Source organism: Pseudarthrobacter kochi, from assembly GCF_055412805.1.
This window is the reverse complement of record NZ_JBVAYV010000012.1, coordinates 49,459-68,768: the sequence shown is the minus strand read 5'-3', so window position 1 is coordinate 68,768 and position 19,310 is coordinate 49,459. Positions and strand designations below refer to the sequence as shown.

Genomic DNA, 19,310 nt, shown 5'->3' with positions numbered 1-19,310 from the left:
ACAGTCTTTAGTGTTGAGTAACTGAGAATGGGGAATGGGCATGGCGCTGGTTGGATACATGCGAGTGAGCACGGCTGATCAGAACACGGACGGCCAGCTGGATGCACTGGTAGTGGCGGGGGTTAAAGCTGACGCCCGCCACCTGTTCCAGGATCACGGCGTCAGCGGGGCCAAGGCGGAGCGCCCCGGCCTCACCAAGTGTTTGGAATCCCTGCGGGAAGGCGACACGTTGGTCGTGGCCAAGCTGGACCGCTTGGGGCGGTCCCTGGGGAATCTCGTCCAGCTATTCCAAGAACTTGCAGATCAGGGAGTGGGCGTCCGCGTGCTGGACAACCCCATGCTCAGCACGGACGGCAACAGCGCCCAGGCGAAGCTCATGTTGGGTATCTACGGAGCATTCGCCGAGTACGAACGCGACCTCCTTAGGGAGAGAACCAACATCGGACTCGCAGCGGCGCGAGCACGCGGCCGCAACGGAGGTCGGCCCAAACTTCTGGACAGCGCGAAGGTCACCAGGGCAAAGCAACTGCACGCCGCCGGCGTCATGAGTCCGCAGGAAATCGCGGACGCTGTGGGCGTCTCGGTTGCCACCCTGTACCGCTACCTCTCGAAGTAGTGCGATAACAACAGCGTCCGGTTCGTGCAGGGAAACCCCAGGACCGCAGTCAGTGCTCAGCGTGGGCCGCTGCCAACTTACCCACGGGCGGTTCGTTGGCACGACCGCCTCTGGACACTAGGATTCGGAAAAGCGGTCAGCCGTGGGCCAGGAGGATAAGCATGTCGGTCGCGGTGTTTGGCTTAGTCGGCCTACTTATGGGCTTGTTTTGCTTGGCAATCTCCAACCCGCTGGCCAAACTGGTGACCAACTGGAATCTCTTCCTACCGCAGGATGACCCAAACATTCTGGAGGCCTACAGAAGCAAGAAACGTCGCGAGATACGACTGGTGGCAATGTTATTTCTCGTTCTAGGAGTCGGCTTCATTATCGCGGGACTTGTTGCGTGGAGCCTGGGGGCAGCTTAGCCGCTCTCCTGCTCAGGGCTACCGCTTCGGTCCTGTCAGAACCAATGCCAGACGTCCCTCATGAGCCAAACGAGGAACATGGCGACGGCGAAGGGCGGCAACAAGTACAACACCCAGACACCGCCCATCCGGCGTTTGGTCATGCTTGCCCCCTTCCGCTGCTAATGAGTCTACTCACGGCCGGGATCGCCAGGTCCGGAGCCGTCCGAGCGCCTGCTTGAGCATGTCGGTGACCATGGCCATGGACGGGCTGGAGCTGACTTTATACGGTTACGATTTCGGCCGCGACGAGAGCCGTCTATCGAAAACATATTCACATGTGGACAAGTCTGTGGAGAACATAGGTTCGATAAGTCCCGGGATCCGTTCTAAAATTGAGCCGTGATCAAGGCAGGCTCTCCCGAGGACATGGACCGGATGGTCGCGCGCCTGGACGCCGACAAGGTCCGCCCGATGGATGACAGCTCCCCGATCCGGGACTTCCCGAAGTACGGCCGCCCCCTGGTGTGCGTCAACGGGATCTACGGCAAGGCAGTGGCCTGGTCGAACAGCTACGGCCTGATTGAGTGGCTGGATGCTTCCGGCAATTACCACCTGGGCTGGGCACAGTCAGCGAACATCAAGCGAGCAACGGCAGAGGAATGGAAGGGCGGCAGCGGGCTCTAGGGTGTGCCGAAGATGCATGCGATCGCCGCATTTCGCATATTGGTCCGGGCCTCCTGGCGGTGCTCGGTCGGCCCGCGCAGTTCACAGTCACCCGCAGCAAACGTGACTATCGCGCGCTGCCGTCAGAGCCGCGAAGGTCTTCGTCGGCAGCCTTGGAGCCTTTGGTGGGCCCGCCCCCCGCCCATGTGTTCGCATGCAGGATCAGGACTGGAATAGTCGAAATGGCAAGAGCTTGGAGTGCTGTCGGAAGTCCGCCCAAAACATAGCCGACGACGAAGCCGAGGACGGGGATGACAAATGTCCCCACCCATAGCCTTATCCATCGGTTCCTCATAGAGCCGGCTCTGCCGTGCGGTCAAGGAAGCTCCCCGCCCGCTGGAAGTCCCGGACAAAGTACATCAGCCCGACCACCAAGACAAGCACGCCAGCTGCCATGAACCATGAGAGGAACCCGGCTCCGCGTATGACTTGGGGAATGAATATGAGCGGCATTGCGGGCATCCAGGTGAGCTGTGTGGCGAGATTCTTTCGCAGTTGCACTGCCGCGGCCCGCGAAACGACAAGGTGATCCGGATCAACGGTTGCCTTCCCGAGTATCTGGCGTCGGATGTCCTTTCGCTCTTCGTCCTCCAGTGAGAGTAGGACGTCGACCCTGCCCGTCTCCGCTGCAGGCGCGGTCTTCTTTGCGTTGTAAATCAGGCCGCCGATGGCGGCACCCAGCGCTGCCAGGAAGAATCCGAACACCGAATAGGACGGCCGGTCCGCCAGATCGTTTCCAAATGCCAAAATCCCGAGGACGGTCCCTGCCGCGACAAGAATGATCACCCCTGCCGGGAAATAGAGCGTGTAATAGGTCTTTAGGGCACCGCCGAGGCCCAGGTCTGCAATGCCCTGGGCTCGGCGTGTGGCGGTGGTCCAACGGTCGTCGGACCTGGGTATGAGATCGTCGATTCCGCTCATCGGTTGCTTCCCCCTGGGCGCGAATAAGTGGTGCAAGGGCACGACTGCCTCCGCCAATGCCACTGAACCTGATGCTCAAATCCTGAACTATCTACACCCAGAAGCCAACAGCAAGCTCCATGCCTAAAAACATAGGGGCTGGGCGCACTCCTCCGGAACCAAGCCGGGGGACTGACATGCGACCGTCTGCCGACAGATGATTTCAAGCAAGATGCGAGCCGAATAAGGACTCATAGGCGCATATCCATTTTTCTGGATATGGCTTTATGCATGCGGATAAGGAAAGCGCACTGAACCCGTATTAGTCCGGCTCCGGCCGGCTCCAGTCCGGACTCGCCGGCAGGCAGCCCATGACGACAGAAGCGATCCAACAGGGAACGGGTTGCACGCCAATGGGGACAGCCCAGCTTTGGGCTGTGCCGAGGGCTCCACCTGTCCACAATGGGGCAACCTTCCGGTCACCGCCGGGGAGGGCGGCCCCTGGTCCTTCCGGCCCGCCAACCGGGAACGGCGGCGTCCAGACGTTTGACCTTCTCAGCTTCGAGCTCGCCGCGACGGCGCTTTTGCCGCTGGGCATGCACCCACACGCCGAGAGTGTGTTCCCGCTCAGAATCGCACTTCCTGTGGCGGGGCCAATCGTTGCCTTCGGCACGGAAGTCCACGAGCTGGGCTAGGTTTCGGTCCCATCTGGCTTCCTCGGCCGCTGTCCTGGGGTTCCAGCCCCATCCGGGGACACGGGCAAGGCCCTCGCCGTAGGTCGCGTGAAGAGTGCACTGGGCTGCCTCGCGCCGGCGGTCAGAGAACCACCGCGCCATAGATCGTTCCTCTTTATCCTCGGAGCGGTCACGCGGGAACCGACCTTCGGACGCAACCCAGACGATTATCTGTTGCATGCGGGCAACGGCCACAGGAGAGGGGCTGGTTCCGGTGTCGGTGGCGGCCAGATGTGCCACCTCGAGCTCCGGGTCCCGGCGACGGGCAATGACGAGGTGGTATCCGACAGTAGCGGGCTCGGCCCCAACCAGCTCAGCGATGCGTTTCCGGCTCAGCCCGAGCCGGTACATCAACACCCATTCCGCGTCAGGGGCGCGCCGCAACTGCCTGTCCATGATGGGAGTCATCTTGCCACTACGTTGGCTTGGAGAGGTCCCTCCGAAATATGTATGTACGAAAAAAACGCCTGACAGGGGCCAAGAGGTGGTGCCAGTCACGACTCGCCAGGGCATCTGCGCGGGCTTATGTAAGGAATGTAAAGAATGTAAAGAATGTAAAGCTGTGTAAAGGATGGTCTGTGAAGAATCCGTTCAAACCGACAGCCGACGCCCGGCCTCCACTTACCAGCGGGGCACAGCGGGATACTGCTTACTCATGAGCATGCGTCAGGGTCATGCCCACCAACCGAGTAGTACCATTCCGACCAGCCTTAGCCGTTACATCGATACCTAGTCCGCGTCCGGGCGGCGGTGACTGCCCGTCCATGACGGGTGTCATCCGGCCACGGCGCCGGCTCAAAATGTCTTGTTGGGGGAGCGTTCCGATGCCGCTGGGCGTGAAATGGGCGCCGATTAGATTGTAAAGCCGTCCACCCGGTCCGATAGTGGCATCCAAATGCCCACGTCAGCCTCCGCCGGGGTCACGCCCCTTCAACTTCCGCAGGTATTCGTCCATCGTGAACTCGCCGCGCAGGTACGCGTTGATGTTCTCGACGGTCTCGCGGGTGGGGTGCAACCCGTCCAGGGCCCAGCTGGCCATCGTGTCGATGGTGAGTTCGCGTTTCTGCTCAGGGGTCAGGACACGGACTGTTTGCTCGGGGGCCGTTGCTTTCGGCGCACTGCGTTTGCTGGTATCACCCATGACGACCTCCCTTCTGGTTCTCCTGGTCCTTCAAGTTTATCGACTGAACTGGAGACTGCGGGTCGGCTCAATGGCACTCACCGGGCGACTGAAGCGCTTGGTCGAATCGTTTGCCATGCAATGGGTCTGGCGTCGTGGACGGTTGTCGTGGTGATCCAATGTTTCTCGTTAAGATCCGGACGGAGTGTTTCGTGATGTTTTACGAAGTTCTAGCTGGTTCTAGGAAAAACCGTAGAACCAGCTAGAACTTGGTAGAACTCGGAATACCTGAGGTCGTCACCCCTAAAAACCCAGGGCTGACAATCTGGGTTCGAGCCCCGTGCGCTCCCGTACCGAGACCGTTGGCCTCCGTCCGCTCAGAAGGGGTCCATGGTCCACCTCCGTGACGCGAAGCCCTTGGCCGGTGAGGACCTCACGGAGATGATGAATGCAGCGGACTGAGAGGGGCGAGGCAATGTCTGATGGGGACCGCGAAGCCAGAGCGTCCAGGAAGGAAACCATTCTGCGTATACGGAGGGGAATCCGGACGGCCCAACTTCGGATTACCCTCGACGAGGTCCAGGGACGTCAGACGCCGGAGGCGGTAGTACGACTTGCACAGTTAACGCCCCCTAAGCTGCCGTCACCCTTCGTCACGTTGAGAACGCCGGACGGGAAGCTCCCGACGGATCCGGCGTCACGGAGAGAGATGGCTCTCCACGTGCGCCGTAATATCCTGGCAGCGCAGTTGAGGGTGGCCTTGGACAAGGAACGGGGCCGGGTGACTCCCGAAGCCGTGACGACGCTGGCCCAGATGGAACTTCCATCTCTGAGGTGAAGGATCTTGGCGCCGCCGCCGGGACAATCGCCGCGGGTCATGCGCGTGCATTGGCATCCCGTCGCGGCCGCAATTCCTCGAAACATGCACCAAAAATGCACCACGAAGCTCCTCAGAATGCAGAAAACCCCCGGTTTCCCGGGGGTTTTCACTGGCGGTGACGGTGGGATTTGAACCCATTTCAGAGGTCAAGTGGGTTCAGGGTGTTGTATCAAAAGTCCCGTAAACTTAGCGATCTTGGCCACTTTGCTCACAGGAAAGCAGGTGTGCTCACAGGTACTCCTGCACCAAAATGCACCACGGGTAGTCATTTACGGGCGGGGGCTGCTCGTACCGGATTTTCGATGATCCTGCGTGGAGAACTGGCCAGGGACGGACTCAGGAGTGGCAGCTTCCGGCAATCGGTTGACCAGGGCATGGACTGCCGGCCAAGGCTCCTCACCAGGGTCATGTTCTGGGGCTGCACTTTCAGCCGCTTCCTGGGTCAGCTCTACCACTGCCTCCAGGTCGGGAACCCTTCGACGAAGCGAGAGCCTTCGTACACGCCGCAACCGGGCCGACTGATTGGGACTGCCCCGGCCGGGGCAGTCGGGTGAAATGAGTGACATAGATCCACTCTCCTGGCTCAAGAGCGGACCCTTCTTGGATGCCCCCACGCCGCGTCGATATGCTGTGGCATGCCACCGCCCAATTTTGAATCAGCGTTTGCGCCACACGAAGTTCCGGACCTGACCTGACCGGAGCGCGCGTGACGAACAAGGACCTCGACGCCGAGGTCGCGTAGGTTCCCGAGCACGAGCGCGTCGAGATCTCGCAGCGGAACCTCATCCTGGGGGTCGTGAAGGATTTCTACTTCGCGAAGTATTTCTTCCTGAAGACAAACGCTGTGGACTACGAGGGCGACGACGATCGACCTGACTACGGGGAAACCGGTGGACGGGAAGAAGCCGCCGGGCAGGACCGCGTCCATGCCTCACCTGCTCGAGAGGATAAAGAAGACGCTGGAAGACCTCGACACGGACGCCAGCGCCGAGCTCGAGCTCGAGCTCGTCGAGCACATCAGAAAATCCATGGACCCCCAGAAGCACCTGACTCTGGAGTACGTGCGGTACATGCGCAACAAGTGGGCGGGGCACGCGTCCATGGATCGCAGATTCGACACGTGGGTGCAAGCCAATGACAGCCTGAGCATCCCGGCCGTCGAGGCGGCGCTCGTGCGGATCATGAACGCCTAAGAGGATTTCTCGGACCTGGTGGAGATGAGCGACACCCTCATGGAGAAGACCAAGAAGCCGAAGCAGACGCCGACGATCAACGCGGATGGCCACAAGGCCTGGAAGATGACGGTGGACTGGTCGAGCATCCGCACCTTCGCGCCGCTCCTGAGGGAGAGCAGTCAGAAGGAAGTCGATCCCTTCTTCGAGACGCTCTCGTCGTCGGTGGACTAGTACATCCGCCGACGCCGGGCTGCCCCTATCCGGTTCAGTCTTCGTCGGCTGCGGGTCCGGCAGGGAAGTCGGAGATCGTGACCAGAAACGCGTCGGACACGACGTGCGGGTTGTCGTCATTGCCGATCAGCTCGATGAGGATCGCGTCGTCGCTGCATTCGAGCACCCTGTACTCAGCGCCGACCTTGAACTCGAGCCCCTGGTCATCCGTGCCGTCGGCCCGGACAGCGAAGACCTTGTCCTTCAGCTCGCACGGGACCTTGCGCCTCTTGATCGCGTTCTTCAGCGCGCCGATTCCTCGCTTGCCGCCGGCCTCGGTCGTCCTGCCGATGACGTATCCCGCGCCCAATGTCGTGGCCAGGAGCCCGACCGGGCCGCCTACCTTCTTCGCAAGGGTCGTCATCAATTGATAGTTCCCGAGATTGCCCACTGTCGCCCCTCATCTTTGTGCACGTCAGGCAATTCTATCGGCGTGCATACACTTGGTTCCGGCGGTCAGCACCAGAGGACGGGACCGCGATCCGTCTCACCAGCAGAAAGGGGCAACATGGCACCGAAGATAGGCCCCGAGACGATGCTCGCCGAATGGCTCCTCGTCGAAACAGTCGGCGACGTCCGACGGCGGAGCGAGGATCCGGGCGCGCGGAGCCGCTACGAATTGCTCGGGATCGCGCCGCTCCTGCGCAAGCTCCTCATCGACGGCCGTCCCCTTCTTAACACTGTTCGGGCCGCTCGCCCGGAGGAGCCGACGGAGTTCCGCATCAGGCAGTGGAGCGCTCCGGAGGACGGTCAGCACGGAGAAGATCTGCCGTACCTCCTCCGGCTCGGCGGTCGCGAGCTGATCGGTGGGCCCGATGACCCGGCGCTGCCGAAGCTGAAGCAATTCATCGGCGCGAGGGTGGGCATGGTCCAAGGACGACCGCTGACCGTCCGCGAGGTGGTGAAGTACTATGCCAACGTCGAAGGAGGCGTCCATTTCGGCGTGCCCGAGGAAAACGCCCAGCGCGTCCTGAGCCAGATGGCTCCCGTGCTCCTTGGGCGATCGACCGGCCACATCGAGATCCTCGCCCACCTCGGCGCGATCGTCGTGGACGCGCTGACGCCGCTGTGTGAGTCGATCCTCGCCTCGCCCCTGATCGACACCCGCATGCACCAGCTCAACGACCGCGGCTTCTTCGTCGGCCGTTGGACCGCGGACCACTACGCGCCAGTACGCGAAGACCGGTCAAGGGCGATAGCCGATGTTGGCTCAGTCTTCGTCGGGGTCCGACTGTCGTCAGCGACAGGGACAATGGTGCCGTGAGCGGTTTCAACTTCTTCGAGACAATTCTCGCCGACTTCCCAAAGGCACCAACCAAGGTGTCGTCGCGCACCTTACGGAGCGCCATTGAGGAGGCGCTCATCCATACCTACACGCGGAGCGACCTCGAGACGGTATTGGCCGAGGAGCTTCGGCTGCCATGGCCGGAGACCGAGCAGCAGCCAACCCACGCCGACTCGAAACGTGATGTCATCAAGGCATACACTGCGGGTTGGGGTCTTCCCCGCCTCGTGGCCCTTGCGCGACGCATCGTCGCTGAGCTAGAGGTAACCGGCGGGCTCCTCGCTGATCTGACTGCTCTACTCGCAGAGTACGACCGTGGCGGAGGCGTCGGCACGCCGGCAAAGAACCTGATCTTCGCTGCGAACGGACCCAAGCCTGAGCTTGTGCTGCGCGACGCCGTCAACAACGACATCGAGATCGTCAGCAACGGCGAGTACTGCCTAGTCTACGACCAGCCGATCCCTGCTGATGGCCTGACATTCAGCAATCTGATCGAGTGGTGGAGAGAGCATGAGGGCTTCGAAGACACGATCCCCGCACGGGACGTCGGATGGGATCTGCACAATCGGCTGCGGGCTTCCCTGGGAAACAACAAGGTTGAGCTCCGAGTCTTCGACGCCTACGCGGCCCGCTACAGGGACGGCCAGTTCGACATCCCGGCTCTGATCCCACAGGTCTACCTGCACTTCGACCCCGCAACCCAGTCGGCTCGTCGATCCGCCGGGCAGAGCGGCAGCCCGTTGGCACGGCAGCGGATGGACTTCCTCATCCTGTTCTCCAGCAGACACCGCGTGGTCCTCGAGGTCGACGGGAAGCAGCACTACGCGAACGGCGATACCGCGAGCCCAGCCCTCTACAGCGAGATGGTCTCCGAGGACCGGCGGCTCAGGCTCGCCGGCTACGAGGTCTACCGGTTTGGCGGGGCCGAGTTGATGAGGGACGGTGCAGACAAAATTGTCGCCGAGTTCTTCGACCAGCTCGCCGAGCGCATGCGCTGAGAGGCAATTTGGCGTCCTGAAATCAGTCGGTAGTCGGGACACTCTACGGACATCCCAAACCGCTCGGAATACTGGCGTCTATTGATTTTGCGAACTTTTCGTTCAGGGACCGTGCCGCGACGTTGTCGTCCTAGGTGGCAAGCGCGATGTCTCGCCCGGGCTCCCGGTCTGCTGCCGCGGTGAGCAGTGCCAGCCCCACTCCTCGTCGCTGTGCATCCGGAGCAACCGCGACAACCTGGATGAACATCGGATCCGAGTCCTGCAGTCCGGCAGTCCTGGGGACGAAACGCAAAAGCCGACATGAACGTCATCGATCTCGGCCAGGAGTACCAGCCGCTCTGCGATTGTCGTGGCGTTCTCTCGCACAGATCGATCGGATATCGGCGAACATGCGACTTGTAAATCCTTCATTCGACGGCCGTCGTGCGCAAGCGCGGTTGCCTCCCGAATTGAAACCGCGGAAGACGAAAGAGTTGCCAACCGATTAGCCCACCTGACGAAGTTGGCGTCGTTGCCGAGGCTAAAGGCAGCAGAACCTGGATCAGCCGGAGCGTCTCGGGGAGCGGAGGCCGAACGGTGCGAGAGTCAGTAGTCGTAGTCCATGTACTGACTAATTTCAGCTTCGTATTCCGCGCGCATTTCAGCCTCAAACTCCGCCCGCTGCTCACTTTGTATTGAGAGGTAGTCGTCTTGGGCTTCGCCGTACGCTGACAGAACGTTATAGCCGGCTGAGACCATGTCGTAGGTCTCCTCCAGGGATTTGCTGAGCTGAAGGAAATCTATGAAGTCCTGGGTGTCCGGCAATCCACCCGAGTATCGGAAGGCAAGTCCATTTGGATCGGCCCCCACGAGCCAGTCGAGCGTTCGCATCGTTTCCTCAGGCATTGCCGGTAAATCAAGATGCGTGAAGTGTTCCGCCAATTCCTTAGCAAGTTGTCCGATTCGGTGAGTCCTTATCAGCCTCGCCCTGAGAGCTTCTGGTTCAAGTCTGTCCCCATCATCTCCGTTCAGTCGCCGAAGCCTGGCTGCATATCTGATCTGCACTTTTAGGGACAGTTCGATCGCGTGCCGCCAAAGAGGAATGGCATGAGGATCGCATCATCGATTGGCTGTGCCCTAAAAGAGGCAGCGAGACGTTTGGCGGCTTCAGCGAAACAAAACTGGACGTCAGAATCATCTTGGTATGGGTATCGGACAATCAAGCTCCGCCGGTCGTTTCCCGGGAACACTTTGAAGAGATGTGGGCTATCCGACGATTGGCTGCCTGTCATGGATCGAGAATACTTCCGGAGTCGTCAGGAAGCTGGTCTCTCCTGTGTGTCTTGGGCCAGCTCCCCAGCAGCATGGCCTCGGGCGGTTCCTGTGATGTCTTATTCGCCGGGCCGAACGCTGCCCCCGCCGCACAATCGAGGACATGGCATGGGACCACGAACGGACAGGCTCAGGCCGATATCGCCCGGAGGTCGACGGCGGCCTCAAGAGCGACGTCACCCTGCGCCCGCGCGCGGAGGGCGGTAGCGCTGGTGTCGGAAGCAGTGGCGCTCATCGACGGTCACGCTTCCGGCGCGCCGTGGACCAACCGACGAAGCCTTGCACGATTCGGTTCTCGTGTAATGACTCGCCTTGGGCGGCCGCCGGCGAGGGCTGTGGGATGATGCCGTCGAGCAGCACGAAGACCTCGGGTGGTGCAGCTGTGAGGAACCGCTTCACCTGCTCTTGACTCGCTGGCTCGGCATTGAGCGATTCGAAGAGGATCCGCTCCAGCACGTCCTTGCGGCGCATTTGGCTGTTCAGCAGTTCCTGCTTTTCCTCGGTTCGGTTATTGATCGTCATGCTGCAATCTCCTTGGTGTTGGTGTTGGTGTTGGTGTTGGTGTTGGTGATGGTGTCGTCGGCGGTATGCCACGTGCAGCGGTCGTCGTCACAGGCCGTCAGTTCGCGGTGGTCACGGGCGACCTCGGGCCAGGAGGGCTTTTCCGTGCGGTAGCAGTCAGCCCAGTCGCGTCCACGGGAACCCTTCTCCGCGAGTACGGGGACGGGCGTCGCTCCCGGCGCGATCTGGTGGGTGAACTGCAGAGCGTTGAGTACTGCTTCTTCGGCCTCGCCCGCCCTGCTCTCGGGAACTGACAGGACGAGCTCGTCATGGATGATCGCGCGCAGGCACGGCAGCAGCCACTCAGGGAGCCGCAGCACGCCCTCGGTCATGAGGTCGCGGGCCGTGCCCTGACCCATCGCGGCCGGCGCTTGCGTGTATTCCCGGCCAGGCTGCACGCGCATCCGACGGCCGAAAGCGTTCACGAGGATCTGGCCCCTGGCGTGGTCCCGGACCGCTGACTTGAACGCGGCGAGGCGGGGGAACCGGGCGTCAAGCGTGGCCAGTTGCCGCTGGGCCTCGTCCACTGAGATCCCTGCGTACGCGGCCAGCCCGCTCGCGCCCATCCCATACGACGTCGCGTGCGTAATCGCCTTCGCGTCGCCACGCCGGGGGTGACGGTGGCCCGCGGTGCGGTCCCAACCGCTCTCGCCGAATACCGCCGCAGCCATCTCGTCGTGAAGATCAGTACCCGGTGCGACGGCAGCCACATAGGCCGGGTCCTGGGCATGCATCGCGATCGCACGCGCGTCGACTTGGGACAGGTCGACAGTGATGAGCACCTGGCCCTCGTCGGGAAGGAGCAGTGCCCGCTCGAGCAGGTTGCCACGGTCGCGCTTGCCCTGGACCGTGAGGCCGGGCTTCGTGACCGAGAATCGACCGAACGCCTGCGGCGCGGTCACGCTCGGGTGCACGCGCCCGTCAGGCCCGGTGTGATCGAAGATCGTCTGCGCAGACGAACGTTCCCCATTGAAGGCACGCAGCGTGCTGCACAGCTCGAGCAGCCCCGCGTTGTCTGGATGCTGCGCTTCGATAGCCTCCAGCGAATCTTTGCCGGTCGCGAGGTTCCCCTTCGCAGTTTGAGGCGGCTCGACGCCGAGATCCGAGAAGGCCCGCTTCAGCGCTGCCTTGCCGACTCTCGTGGCCTGCGGCTTCGCTCCATCGAGTGGTAGCCCGTAGGCCTCATGGAGGCGTTGCTTGTGCGCCTGCACACGCTCCACCTGAGCCGCGAGCACCTCCTGAACACGCTCGACATCAACCCGCCAACCGTACTTGGAGATGTGCCCGAGCCGCCACATCACCTGATGCTCCCGCAAGGTGTAGTCGTCGACGATAAGGTGCTTGGACAGCTCGCGCACGAGCTCGACGTCCTGGACGAGATACCGCACGTGGTCGGGGTGATCGAGGGGGATCCTGTCGTAGCCGCCGAACTTGCTGGCGAGAACCTTGAGCATCGACCCGGAGTCGTCGGAGACCTTGCCCTCGCCGAGTACGCGCCGGCACAAGGCATCAAGGTTGTACCGCCGGGCGTCGGCCTTGCCAGACAGTGGCGGGTCGTTCTGCCGTGCCGCGAGCAGCGTGTCCATCACGCGGTTCTCTCGCACGAGGCGAGCCAGATCGAGGCAGTGATAGCGCTCGAGCGCGGGCAGGTCGAATCCGAGCACGTTGTGCCCGACCACGAGGTCGGCATGCTCGATCATCTCGACGACGGATGCAATGTCGGTCGTCGTCGTCACCGGGGTGCTGTCGACGGCCACGCCGGCGAGTCGGACGAAGCCAGGACCGTAGTCCCAAAGACGGTTTGCGTCGGCCGTCTCAAGGTCGAGGAATAGAACGCTCATGATGCACTGCCTCCCAGTTCCGCGATGGTCTTTCCGGTCATCGCGGGCATCGCACGTGCGACCCTCTGCGTGAAGCCCTTGCGGTCGGTGAACTCAATGAGCTCTCCCGGCGCGGTTCCGGCAGCTGGACGCGGCCCGGCAGGAACCGGAACAGGCGACGGAGCGAGTGCTGCGCTCGGCAGCACGGCGACGCCTGCGGGGAGATACTCGACGACGTACGCCTTGGCTCCGCCGTGCACCTTCCCGTCCTCACGGATGCGGATGTCGGCGTACCAGCGGGGGTTCCGGCCATAGAGCATCGAGAGCTTGCGGCCGTCTAGGCCGTCCCACGAAACACCATAGGGCGGCGGAGCATCGGGGTCCGCCTTGGCCTGCGCGAGCACCTCAGAGGCCGCGAATCGTGTGCCCGCCGGGAACTTCAGCTCAACCCAGGCCCAGTGCTCGGCGTTGTCCACCGCCTCGCTGTCGGCACTCTCACGGACCTCGAGCACAGTCGAGAGAAATCCGCGGATGCCGGCGAGGTGGAGGATGCCGCCGATAACCCGCTGCCACTCGCTAAATGACTTGAAACCGAAAGTCTTCGGGGCTTCGGGCTGGTCACGGTCGTACCAGGCCCGGATCATGATCAGGCAAGCGCGCAGCAGCTCACCGCGGCGCTCTGGCACCCACGTGTCGAGGTCGTGCCGGAAATTGTCTCGCGTCTCGAGGTCCGGCCGCTCAGATGAGAGACGGCTCGTGTAGACCCTGCGAATCATGTCGCCGGGGATCTGGATATTGTTGCCGGTACCGAATACCGTCGCGAGGTTCAGCGAGCTGAGGATCTCGGACGCGCCGAGCTTACGTCCCTCGTAGAGTACCGAGGTCAGGAATGCGCTGAGCGAGTTCGAGTCGAGCCGGGACGACCCGTCCTTGTTCTGGACCTCGTCGAGCACGATCGTGTCAGCCCCTGCCCTCAACTTGGCCGTGAGGCGCTTGTCCATCTCCTCATCAGTCGTCGGAGTTGGCTGGATCGGAGCTGGTGTGCCGAACGCCGTACGGTGGATGATCTCAACGCATTCGCCTTTGCCGACGCCGCGCTGCAGGCCGTCGAACAGCAACGCCGGTGCTTTCCTGACGTTCTGCCGGACGATCGGCGTCAGGAGACCCGCAATCGCGTGCGTCTGGTCAGCCTCGGAGGCGAACACCCAGCCATCGGTGCCGCCCGCGCCGTCCATGGCGAAGAGATCGTCCCGGATCAGCGAGGTCGCCTCGGCGATATCGGTGTCGGTGGGATGCTCAGGCACGGCGATACCGTCCACGTCCGGCGTCAGGTCGAGAAACATTCCGCTCCGGGCGTGGAAACCGGGGGCGGTCAGCACAGTCCCGTCACTGAGCACGATGGGGGAGCGGGTGATCCCGGACAGCCGCGGCAGCTGGTCGTAATGGTCGGCGACAAGGTCCACGACCATGTTCGTCAAAACAGCAGGCTCAGGGCCGCGGGGCGTTTCGGTGAACGGGCGCACCGCCTCGAGCAGTTCGCGCCGGAGGCAGTTCTGGCCGAGCGATTCGATCCTCATCGCGCCGATCGGGCCATCCTTGCCATCTCCGCGCCGAAGGCGGACCAGTTCGTTCGACCGATGGAAGACGTGGACGCCGCCGCGACGCGTGTTGAGCGCATCGACCAGGTCGAGCACGACCTGGAGCATGTCCCTTCCGACATTGACCGGAATACGACTGTCCGAACCTTCCTTCTTGGCCTCCGTCGCCTTCGCGCGGCGTTCTGCCGAGAGCTGCGCCCGCATCGACGCCTGCCGGCGCATATCGAGGTCTGCAGGCTTGGGCTTCGCGTTTGTGACCCACGAATGCAGCATGTTGCGACGAGCGGCGTCATCGGCCAGGCGGGCGAGCAGGTCGTCGACGCCGTCCTTGCCAGCGCCCGGGAGACGTGCGAACTTCACGCTGGTCGCGCCGTAGGCCTCGCACGCCTTGCCGAGCGCAGTCGCACCGTCGAAGACGGCGATCTTGGTGGCCGCGTCAGCATCCGGGACGATAACGACCTTGTGGCCCTGAACCAGGGACAGGTAAGGGGTCGGGGCGCTCGGGATGTCCTCACCGTCGCCGGCGACCAACCATGACCAGATGCCAGTGATCCTGTAGATCGACCAGCTGTCCGGGGCCCAGGCGAGGGCAGCAAGCGCCTGCTTGACGCCCTCGACGATGAGGACGACCTCAGGGTTAGCGACCGCGCGCAGCACCGGGAGCTTCGGCGGGTTGTTGTTCTTGCCGGGCGAGACGTACTTGAGAAGGCGGCCGTCGGCTGCAATTACGCTGCCGCGGGAGGGCTTCACCTGCCCGGTCTCGGAGCCGTCCGGCTGCACCATTGGGTACACGAGAGCCGGGAACACAGCGACACCGTCGACGTCGGCAATCCACTGCGCCCACTCGGGCAGCTCACCACGGCAGGAGGCCGAGTGGACACCCTGACCGGCGGCCACTGATGCCGGGATCGCGCTCTTGGCGAGCTCATCGGCATGTTGGGGGACGAGACTCGCGTAAGCGGCGAGCGAGGTGGATTCGGCTGGATTGCCGTTGCGCGAAGGCATGTTTTCGGGGAGGATGGTTTCCAAGGAAGTCTCGTTTCCTTCATGGCCCCGTGCAGTTCACAGCTGCTGCGGGGCCCTTTACGTCTGGTAGTACCGCGTGCTACGCCGCGGTCTTGAGCTCGTTGCGTTCGTGCAAACGGGCGCTGCCGACAAAGAGGGCGTGCAGTTGATGGAACTGGTCGTCAGAAAGCGGCGGAGCTTCGGCGGCGATGTGCTTGGCCCATTCCTTCAGCGACGTTGTTTCCGCTTCCCGGGCCGCGACGGGGCGCATCAGGCGGCCGCCAGCAGTTGAGCAAGATCGTCCCTGAGACTGGGGCCCATGCGGGGCCAGGCCGAGACCAGTCGGGATGCGGCCGCGGCAAGGCTGTCGAAGTCCTCTGCCTCGGGCTCGATGGGTGCGGAAGACGCTTCTCCAATCGGAGCCGCCAAGAGCGGCAGGTCGCTCTCGCGAACTTTGAAGGCAGTGCCGACGCGCACTGCGGGAAGCAGTCCAGCGTTGATGAGGTTCAGGTTCGTTCGCCTCGACCCGTAGCCCATCTCAGAAAGCTCGCGAAGGGCGAACAGGCGCTCAGGTTTCGTGCGTTCGGGCGCAGCGGGCAGACGCGCAGGCTGGGTGCGGTCGCTCCGAATGAAGGAGGTGGGCATGAGGACCTCTCGGATAGGTCCCTTGCGTCCGTCGTCCGGGGTTGAAGATCGCTGCCGCACTGGAAGAGTCAGTGTGTGGACTGCGGCATCGCTGCGATCTGTCTTGCTCCAAGGCTACACGATTTGCTGCGATATTGGCAACTGCGCCGTGTATTCTGATCATATCGCAGCATAGGTACTTGAAGATGAGGAGGATTGACATGACGGACACGCCGGGAGCGACGTTTGCTCGACGTCTGCGGGACGAGCGTAGAGCGGCGGGGATCACTCAAGGAGAGCTTGCCAGGAGGCTCTCCGAGCTGCTCGAGGTGCCCATCGACGCCACGACGGTGACCAAGATCGAGAAGGGGGATCGAGCTGTCCGGCTTGATGAGGCGGTGTTCGCGGCCCGCGTCCTCAATGTACCGCTGGCCGCGTTGGTGAGCGAAGAAACCCCCGCGGAGGCTCGTCTCAACCGGTTGCGCCTAGAACTCGGGCAGCAGCAGGGTCGTGAAGCCGCGGCTGAAGCCGAGCTGCGTCAGGCAATGGGAGCGGTGGCTTCGATCGAGCGGGAAATCGAGCAGTTGGAGAGCTCCGATGAAGAACCTCGGTGAGCAGGTGAGCATCCCTCTCTGCTGCTCGCCACCGTGCTCACCGGCTGTTTTCCGCGGGGAAGAGCTAGTTTCTGATCGTTGGTGAGTAGGTGAGCGGTTTCGGCGCCATTGCCGGAACATGTGTGTGTGGGTCACGTGCGCAGAAAATAGCGCACACACCCCGCCGTGCGTAGACCTCTACTTCTTGGTCTCCTGCTCACCATGACTCTGTTCTCCGCGGAACCCTACGGATTTCAGAGGTGAGCAAGGGCATTGTCGCTGCTCACCGCTTGCTCACCCGCTCACCAAGATGAGTCCAGCACCGCTAGCACCTCGCGGCCAAGAGGGTGGATTGAACGGGCGAGACTGATTCGCCTCCGATGCCGCCTTTGCCGACGCCGACAGCTGCTCCTGGGCATGGTTACGCCCATTCGCGACGGACCGAGCAACTCCTGCCTGTGGGGGAGTGCGCTTGCGCTTCGCGGTGCACTGACTGCCCGGTCGTGCGTCCCGGCCCCAACTCGTCAACGCCCTGTCGACGGGACAGGCTGCGGACCCATGCTACTTCCAGGTGAATTGCACGCGGTCGCGGTTGATCCCCCTCCGGCCCTTCCAGTCATGGGCGACTGTATGAATCCTGGGCACCACCAGCAGACGGATGACTTGGCGCTTGTGAACCAGGGAGAACTCAGCCCAGCGCGCCTCGACGTCGTCCGCTCCGGCGAGTTCAATGATCAGCGGGTCCGTAGCAGCCAGCGAGTTCAGCCGCTTCTGGGCCGCCTCGATCTTGGGAGCGACTCTGCTCTCCTGGTCGAACAGCGCGCTGAGGTTCCTGCGTTTCTCCGCTTCCGTACGAACCTCCTCGAGCCATTCGCGGTGGTGCCGGATTTCCTCCAGCAATGCGGCGCGTTCTTCGTCGATGCCGCCGTTCTCCTGGCCAACACGGGCGAGAAAGTCCGGGCGCTGGATGCGTGCCATCACGACTTCGGTGACGAGCAGGTCCAGATGATCCTCCTTCATCGCGACATGGAACCCGGTCTTGCCGGGCGCGCCCTGACAGATGTAGGTGTTGTAATGCTGCTGGGGGAGCCGCTCGCCCGTCTCCTTGTCGTTCCCCGGCCGACCGGCATTCTGCTTCCCGATGCGTGTTCCCGCCCCGCATACGCCGCAGACGGCGATGCCGCCGAGCAGGTGCTTCGCTGGCCAACTGTTGATCTTCTGCTTCGACCGTCCGGCCATGACGGCCTGCATCCGGTGCCACTCATCCGGTTCGATCAGCGGCGGCCAGACTGTCTGGATGTCTTCGAGAACCTTCCCCTGGTGCTGCCGCAGGCCTGCATATGCCGGCATCGTCAACATCTGCTTGACCGCTGGCGGCGTCCAGCCCAGGACGCTCCGGCGTTCCGTGTACGAGGGACGTCTCGGCGGGATGCCCCTCGCGTTGAAGTCCTTCGCGACCGCGTAGTACGTCTCGCCCGCGAGCACTCGTCTGGCTGCTTCGCGCACGATCGGACCGTGCTCAGGATGCTCGACCACCTCGACGAGCTGCCGCGTCACCTGGTCGTAGACGCGTTCGTAGCCGAAGATGTGCTTGCCATGCGGACGGCCCTTCATCGCGTTGGCACGCACGTCGCGCCGCAGCCGCTCGCTCGTCTTGTCGCTTTCGTACTCGGCATCTGACGCATCTTCGCGCAGGCTGCGACGGTCACGCGCGTTAGTAGGGTCGTAAGTGCGGTTATGCGTCATCACCCAGATCTGCACGCGGCGGTCGGCACAGAGTTCGATCAGATCGATCCACTCACCGGTCCTGCGGGAGCCCCGGCTCGACTCCCAGATCCCGAGTACATCGGCGTCGAAGTTTCCGTCTTCGAGATCGGCCATGAGCTCGGCGAACCCCTCGCGGGCCTTCCTCGCGTACCGGCTCGCGCTGCGGTCGGTATCTCGGTATGGACTGGGATGCAGCGTCCAGCCCTTCTGCTGGGCACCTGCGGCCATCTCATCGTGCTGCTGCGACGGGCTCTTGCCGACCCCAGACTTGTCGAAGGACACGCGGAGGTACTCGCGGAGAGTCAGGTTGGTGGGCGCCATGCATCAACAGTACACACCTCGAACTCTGTGATTCTCCGGCGAAAGTTACGGGTGGGTGTCGCAGCCCGGCGACGTTCAGACCGGCCGGTGTTCCGGTCGAACCAACTGGGATCAGAGAGGCTGGCGGTGGTGCCCTTCCCGGGACTGAAAGCGCTCGGGGGACCGAGCGATTCAGTGAGAAGGCGCCCCACGCGTCGCTCAGGGACAGGACCTCGACGACTTGGTGCCAAACAGGGTCCAGAAAGAACGAGAACCGGCCCTGGACCGACGGAAGTGGGTGGACCGGTCTTGGTGAAGTGAACATGGCTGCCGCAGGAACTCATCGGAATCGGTCACGCAACCAGAGTCATGCCCCTCAGGCGGTCCAGCTGCCCCGTGTCCTGGAGAAGAATTCCTCACGTGTACACGATTCGACGCAGAATTCTGTGGCCTTTGCCCTGACAGCGTTGTCGTTGGACACGATGACCCACGTCCATCCGAAGAGTTGGTTGGCTGTTTCCCGCATCCCGTCCAGAGCGCAGGCGACAAGAATCGGGTCCGCAGCGCCTTTGTTCGCATAGAGGTTCACGAGCGAAGTATCGTCCTCAGGCACGGTGGCCATGATTGTCTGAAGAAATTTC

Annotated in this window: 21 protein-coding genes; 8 read left to right on the top strand and 13 right to left on the bottom strand. The window is 62.7% G+C overall.

Annotated elements, in window-relative coordinates; translation table 11 throughout:
- Positions 1-34 precede the first annotated feature (34 nt).
- The 3 genes from ACZY0Y_RS08490 (at position 35) to ACZY0Y_RS08480 (ending at position 1,689) form a co-directional block, all read left to right on the top strand.
- Positions 35-616 carry a recombinase family protein gene (locus ACZY0Y_RS08490; protein WP_463957416.1) on the top strand — a complete coding sequence of 194 codons (582 nt, stop codon included), beginning with the start codon at positions 35-37 and terminating at the stop codon, positions 614-616.
- A 161-nt stretch (positions 617-777) separates the two neighbouring features.
- Positions 778-1,023: a hypothetical protein gene (locus ACZY0Y_RS08485; protein WP_463957414.1), complete on the top strand. Its 246-nt coding sequence runs from the start codon at positions 778-780 to the stop codon at positions 1,021-1,023.
- A gap of 381 nt (positions 1,024-1,404) precedes the next feature.
- Positions 1,405-1,689 (top strand): hypothetical protein, encoded by a 285-nt coding sequence (locus ACZY0Y_RS08480; protein WP_463957412.1) that lies wholly within the window; start codon positions 1,405-1,407, stop codon positions 1,687-1,689.
- Between the two features lie 330 nt (positions 1,690-2,019).
- Here the strand turns inward: ACZY0Y_RS08480 and ACZY0Y_RS08475 are convergent, their stop codons facing one another.
- The 3 genes from ACZY0Y_RS08475 to ACZY0Y_RS08465 all read right to left on the bottom strand — a co-directional run bounded on the left by ACZY0Y_RS08475 (position 2,020) and on the right by ACZY0Y_RS08465 (position 4,503).
- The gene (locus ACZY0Y_RS08475) at positions 2,020-2,649 is read right to left on the bottom strand and encodes a hypothetical protein (RefSeq protein WP_463957410.1); all 630 of its coding nucleotides are present in this window, start codon (positions 2,647-2,649) and stop codon (positions 2,020-2,022) included.
- A 458-nt stretch (positions 2,650-3,107) separates the two neighbouring features.
- Positions 3,108-3,758, bottom strand: a complete 651-nt coding sequence (locus ACZY0Y_RS08470; protein ID WP_463957409.1) for a helicase associated domain-containing protein — start codon at positions 3,756-3,758, stop codon at positions 3,108-3,110.
- A gap of 508 nt (positions 3,759-4,266) precedes the next feature.
- Positions 4,267-4,503 (bottom strand): antitoxin VbhA family protein, encoded by a 237-nt coding sequence (locus ACZY0Y_RS08465; RefSeq protein WP_326961992.1) that lies wholly within the window; start codon positions 4,501-4,503, stop codon positions 4,267-4,269.
- A gap of 1,785 nt (positions 4,504-6,288) precedes the next feature.
- Here ACZY0Y_RS08465 and ACZY0Y_RS08460 point away from each other — a divergent pair.
- Together ACZY0Y_RS08460 and ACZY0Y_RS08455 are read left to right on the top strand one after the other, a co-directional pair.
- Positions 6,289-6,555: a hypothetical protein gene (locus ACZY0Y_RS08460; protein WP_463957407.1), complete on the top strand. Its 267-nt coding sequence runs from the start codon at positions 6,289-6,291 to the stop codon at positions 6,553-6,555.
- A gap of 24 nt (positions 6,556-6,579) precedes the next feature.
- Entirely contained in the window at positions 6,580-6,768 is a 189-nt protein-coding gene (locus ACZY0Y_RS08455; RefSeq protein WP_463957405.1) for a hypothetical protein, read from the top strand.
- A 34-nt stretch (positions 6,769-6,802) separates the two neighbouring features.
- Here the strand turns inward: ACZY0Y_RS08455 and ACZY0Y_RS08450 are convergent, their stop codons facing one another.
- Positions 6,803-7,171: a hypothetical protein gene (locus tag ACZY0Y_RS08450; protein WP_463957403.1), complete on the bottom strand. Its 369-nt coding sequence runs from the start codon at positions 7,169-7,171 to the stop codon at positions 6,803-6,805.
- Between the two features lie 144 nt (positions 7,172-7,315).
- Between ACZY0Y_RS08450 and ACZY0Y_RS08445 the strand changes: the two genes are divergently transcribed.
- Both ACZY0Y_RS08445 and ACZY0Y_RS08440 read left to right on the top strand, forming a co-directional pair.
- A complete protein-coding gene (locus ACZY0Y_RS08445) occupies positions 7,316-8,071 on the top strand; it encodes a hypothetical protein (protein ID WP_463957401.1) in 756 nt (251 codons plus the stop codon).
- Complete coding sequence (locus ACZY0Y_RS08440) at positions 8,068-9,090, top strand: putative endonuclease domain-containing protein (protein ID WP_463957399.1); 1,023 nt, start codon at positions 8,068-8,070, stop codon at positions 9,088-9,090. Before ACZY0Y_RS08445 ends, ACZY0Y_RS08440 begins: the two co-directional genes overlap by 4 nt.
- 130 nt (positions 9,091-9,220) lie before the next feature.
- On the opposite strand, the gene ACZY0Y_RS08435 is transcribed toward ACZY0Y_RS08440, so the two are convergent.
- From ACZY0Y_RS08435 to ACZY0Y_RS08405, 7 genes are all read right to left on the bottom strand, one after another.
- On the bottom strand, positions 9,221-9,337 hold the full coding sequence (locus ACZY0Y_RS08435) for a GNAT family N-acetyltransferase (protein WP_463957397.1): 117 nt from the start codon (positions 9,335-9,337) through the stop codon (positions 9,221-9,223).
- Between the two features lie 338 nt (positions 9,338-9,675).
- A complete protein-coding gene (locus tag ACZY0Y_RS08430; protein WP_463957396.1) occupies positions 9,676-10,134 on the bottom strand; it encodes a hypothetical protein in 459 nt (152 codons plus the stop codon).
- Positions 10,135-10,632: 498 nt separating this feature from the next.
- Complete coding sequence (locus tag ACZY0Y_RS08425; protein WP_463957395.1) at positions 10,633-10,923, bottom strand: hypothetical protein; 291 nt, start codon at positions 10,921-10,923, stop codon at positions 10,633-10,635.
- Positions 10,920-12,803 carry a DNA polymerase gene (locus ACZY0Y_RS08420; protein WP_463957394.1) on the bottom strand — a complete coding sequence of 628 codons (1,884 nt, stop codon included), beginning with the start codon at positions 12,801-12,803 and terminating at the stop codon, positions 10,920-10,922. The genes ACZY0Y_RS08425 and ACZY0Y_RS08420 overlap by 4 nt, the downstream gene beginning before the upstream one ends.
- Positions 12,800-15,385, bottom strand: coding sequence for a DUF3854 domain-containing protein (locus tag ACZY0Y_RS08415; protein WP_463957393.1), 2,586 nt, complete (start codon positions 15,383-15,385; stop codon positions 12,800-12,802). The genes ACZY0Y_RS08420 and ACZY0Y_RS08415 overlap by 4 nt, the downstream gene beginning before the upstream one ends.
- A gap of 100 nt (positions 15,386-15,485) precedes the next feature.
- A complete protein-coding gene (locus ACZY0Y_RS08410) occupies positions 15,486-15,656 on the bottom strand; it encodes a hypothetical protein (protein WP_463957392.1) in 171 nt (56 codons plus the stop codon).
- Positions 15,656-16,090 carry a hypothetical protein gene (locus ACZY0Y_RS08405; protein ID WP_463957391.1) on the bottom strand — a complete coding sequence of 145 codons (435 nt, stop codon included), beginning with the start codon at positions 16,088-16,090 and terminating at the stop codon, positions 15,656-15,658. Before ACZY0Y_RS08405 ends, ACZY0Y_RS08410 begins: the two co-directional genes overlap by 1 nt.
- Positions 16,091-16,230: 140 nt before the next feature.
- On the opposite strand from ACZY0Y_RS08405, the gene ACZY0Y_RS08400 reads away from it, so the two are divergent.
- Positions 16,231-16,623, top strand: coding sequence for a helix-turn-helix domain-containing protein (locus ACZY0Y_RS08400; protein WP_463957390.1), 393 nt, complete (start codon positions 16,231-16,233; stop codon positions 16,621-16,623).
- A gap of 540 nt (positions 16,624-17,163) precedes the next feature.
- Here the strand turns inward: ACZY0Y_RS08400 and ACZY0Y_RS08395 are convergent.
- The gene (locus tag ACZY0Y_RS08395) at positions 17,164-18,690 is read right to left on the bottom strand and encodes a recombinase family protein (RefSeq protein WP_463957389.1); all 1,527 of its coding nucleotides are present in this window, start codon (positions 18,688-18,690) and stop codon (positions 17,164-17,166) included.
- Positions 18,691-19,045: 355 nt separating this feature from the next.
- The gene (locus tag ACZY0Y_RS08390; protein WP_463957388.1) at positions 19,046-19,282 is read right to left on the bottom strand and encodes a hypothetical protein; all 237 of its coding nucleotides are present in this window, start codon (positions 19,280-19,282) and stop codon (positions 19,046-19,048) included.
- Between the last annotated feature and the right edge of the window lie 28 nt (positions 19,283-19,310).

Bases quoted from the DNA above. Each gene is read 5' to 3' on its own strand.
- ACZY0Y_RS08490 (WP_463957416.1), top strand. From the start codon at position 35: ATGGGCATGGCGCTGGTTGGATACATGCGAGTGAGCACGGCTGATCAG.
- ACZY0Y_RS08485 (WP_463957414.1), top strand. From the start codon at position 778: ATGTCGGTCGCGGTGTTTGGCTTAGTCGGCCTACTTATGGGCTTGTTT.
- ACZY0Y_RS08475 (WP_463957410.1), bottom strand. From the start codon at position 2,649: ATGAGCGGAATCGACGATCTCATACCCAGGTCCGACGACCGTTGGACC.
- ACZY0Y_RS08470 (WP_463957409.1), bottom strand. From the start codon at position 3,758: ATGGACAGGCAGTTGCGGCGCGCCCCTGACGCGGAATGGGTGTTGATG.
- ACZY0Y_RS08465 (WP_326961992.1), bottom strand. From the start codon at position 4,503: ATGGGTGATACCAGCAAACGCAGTGCGCCGAAAGCAACGGCCCCCGAG.
- ACZY0Y_RS08460 (WP_463957407.1), top strand. From the start codon at position 6,289: ATGCCTCACCTGCTCGAGAGGATAAAGAAGACGCTGGAAGACCTCGAC.
- ACZY0Y_RS08455 (WP_463957405.1), top strand. From the start codon at position 6,580: ATGAGCGACACCCTCATGGAGAAGACCAAGAAGCCGAAGCAGACGCCG.
- ACZY0Y_RS08450 (WP_463957403.1), bottom strand. From the start codon at position 7,171: ATGACGACCCTTGCGAAGAAGGTAGGCGGCCCGGTCGGGCTCCTGGCC.
- ACZY0Y_RS08445 (WP_463957401.1), top strand. From the start codon at position 7,316: ATGGCACCGAAGATAGGCCCCGAGACGATGCTCGCCGAATGGCTCCTC.
- ACZY0Y_RS08435 (WP_463957397.1), bottom strand. From the start codon at position 9,337: ATGTTCATCCAGGTTGTCGCGGTTGCTCCGGATGCACAGCGACGAGGA.
- ACZY0Y_RS08425 (WP_463957395.1), bottom strand. From the start codon at position 10,923: ATGACGATCAATAACCGAACCGAGGAAAAGCAGGAACTGCTGAACAGC.
- ACZY0Y_RS08420 (WP_463957394.1), bottom strand. From the start codon at position 12,803: ATGAGCGTTCTATTCCTCGACCTTGAGACGGCCGACGCAAACCGTCTT.
- ACZY0Y_RS08415 (WP_463957393.1), bottom strand. From the start codon at position 15,385: ATGCCTTCGCGCAACGGCAATCCAGCCGAATCCACCTCGCTCGCCGCT.
- ACZY0Y_RS08410 (WP_463957392.1), bottom strand. From the start codon at position 15,656: ATGCGCCCCGTCGCGGCCCGGGAAGCGGAAACAACGTCGCTGAAGGAA.
- ACZY0Y_RS08400 (WP_463957390.1), top strand. From the start codon at position 16,231: ATGACGGACACGCCGGGAGCGACGTTTGCTCGACGTCTGCGGGACGAG.
- ACZY0Y_RS08395 (WP_463957389.1), bottom strand. From the start codon at position 18,690: ATGGCGCCCACCAACCTGACTCTCCGCGAGTACCTCCGCGTGTCCTTC.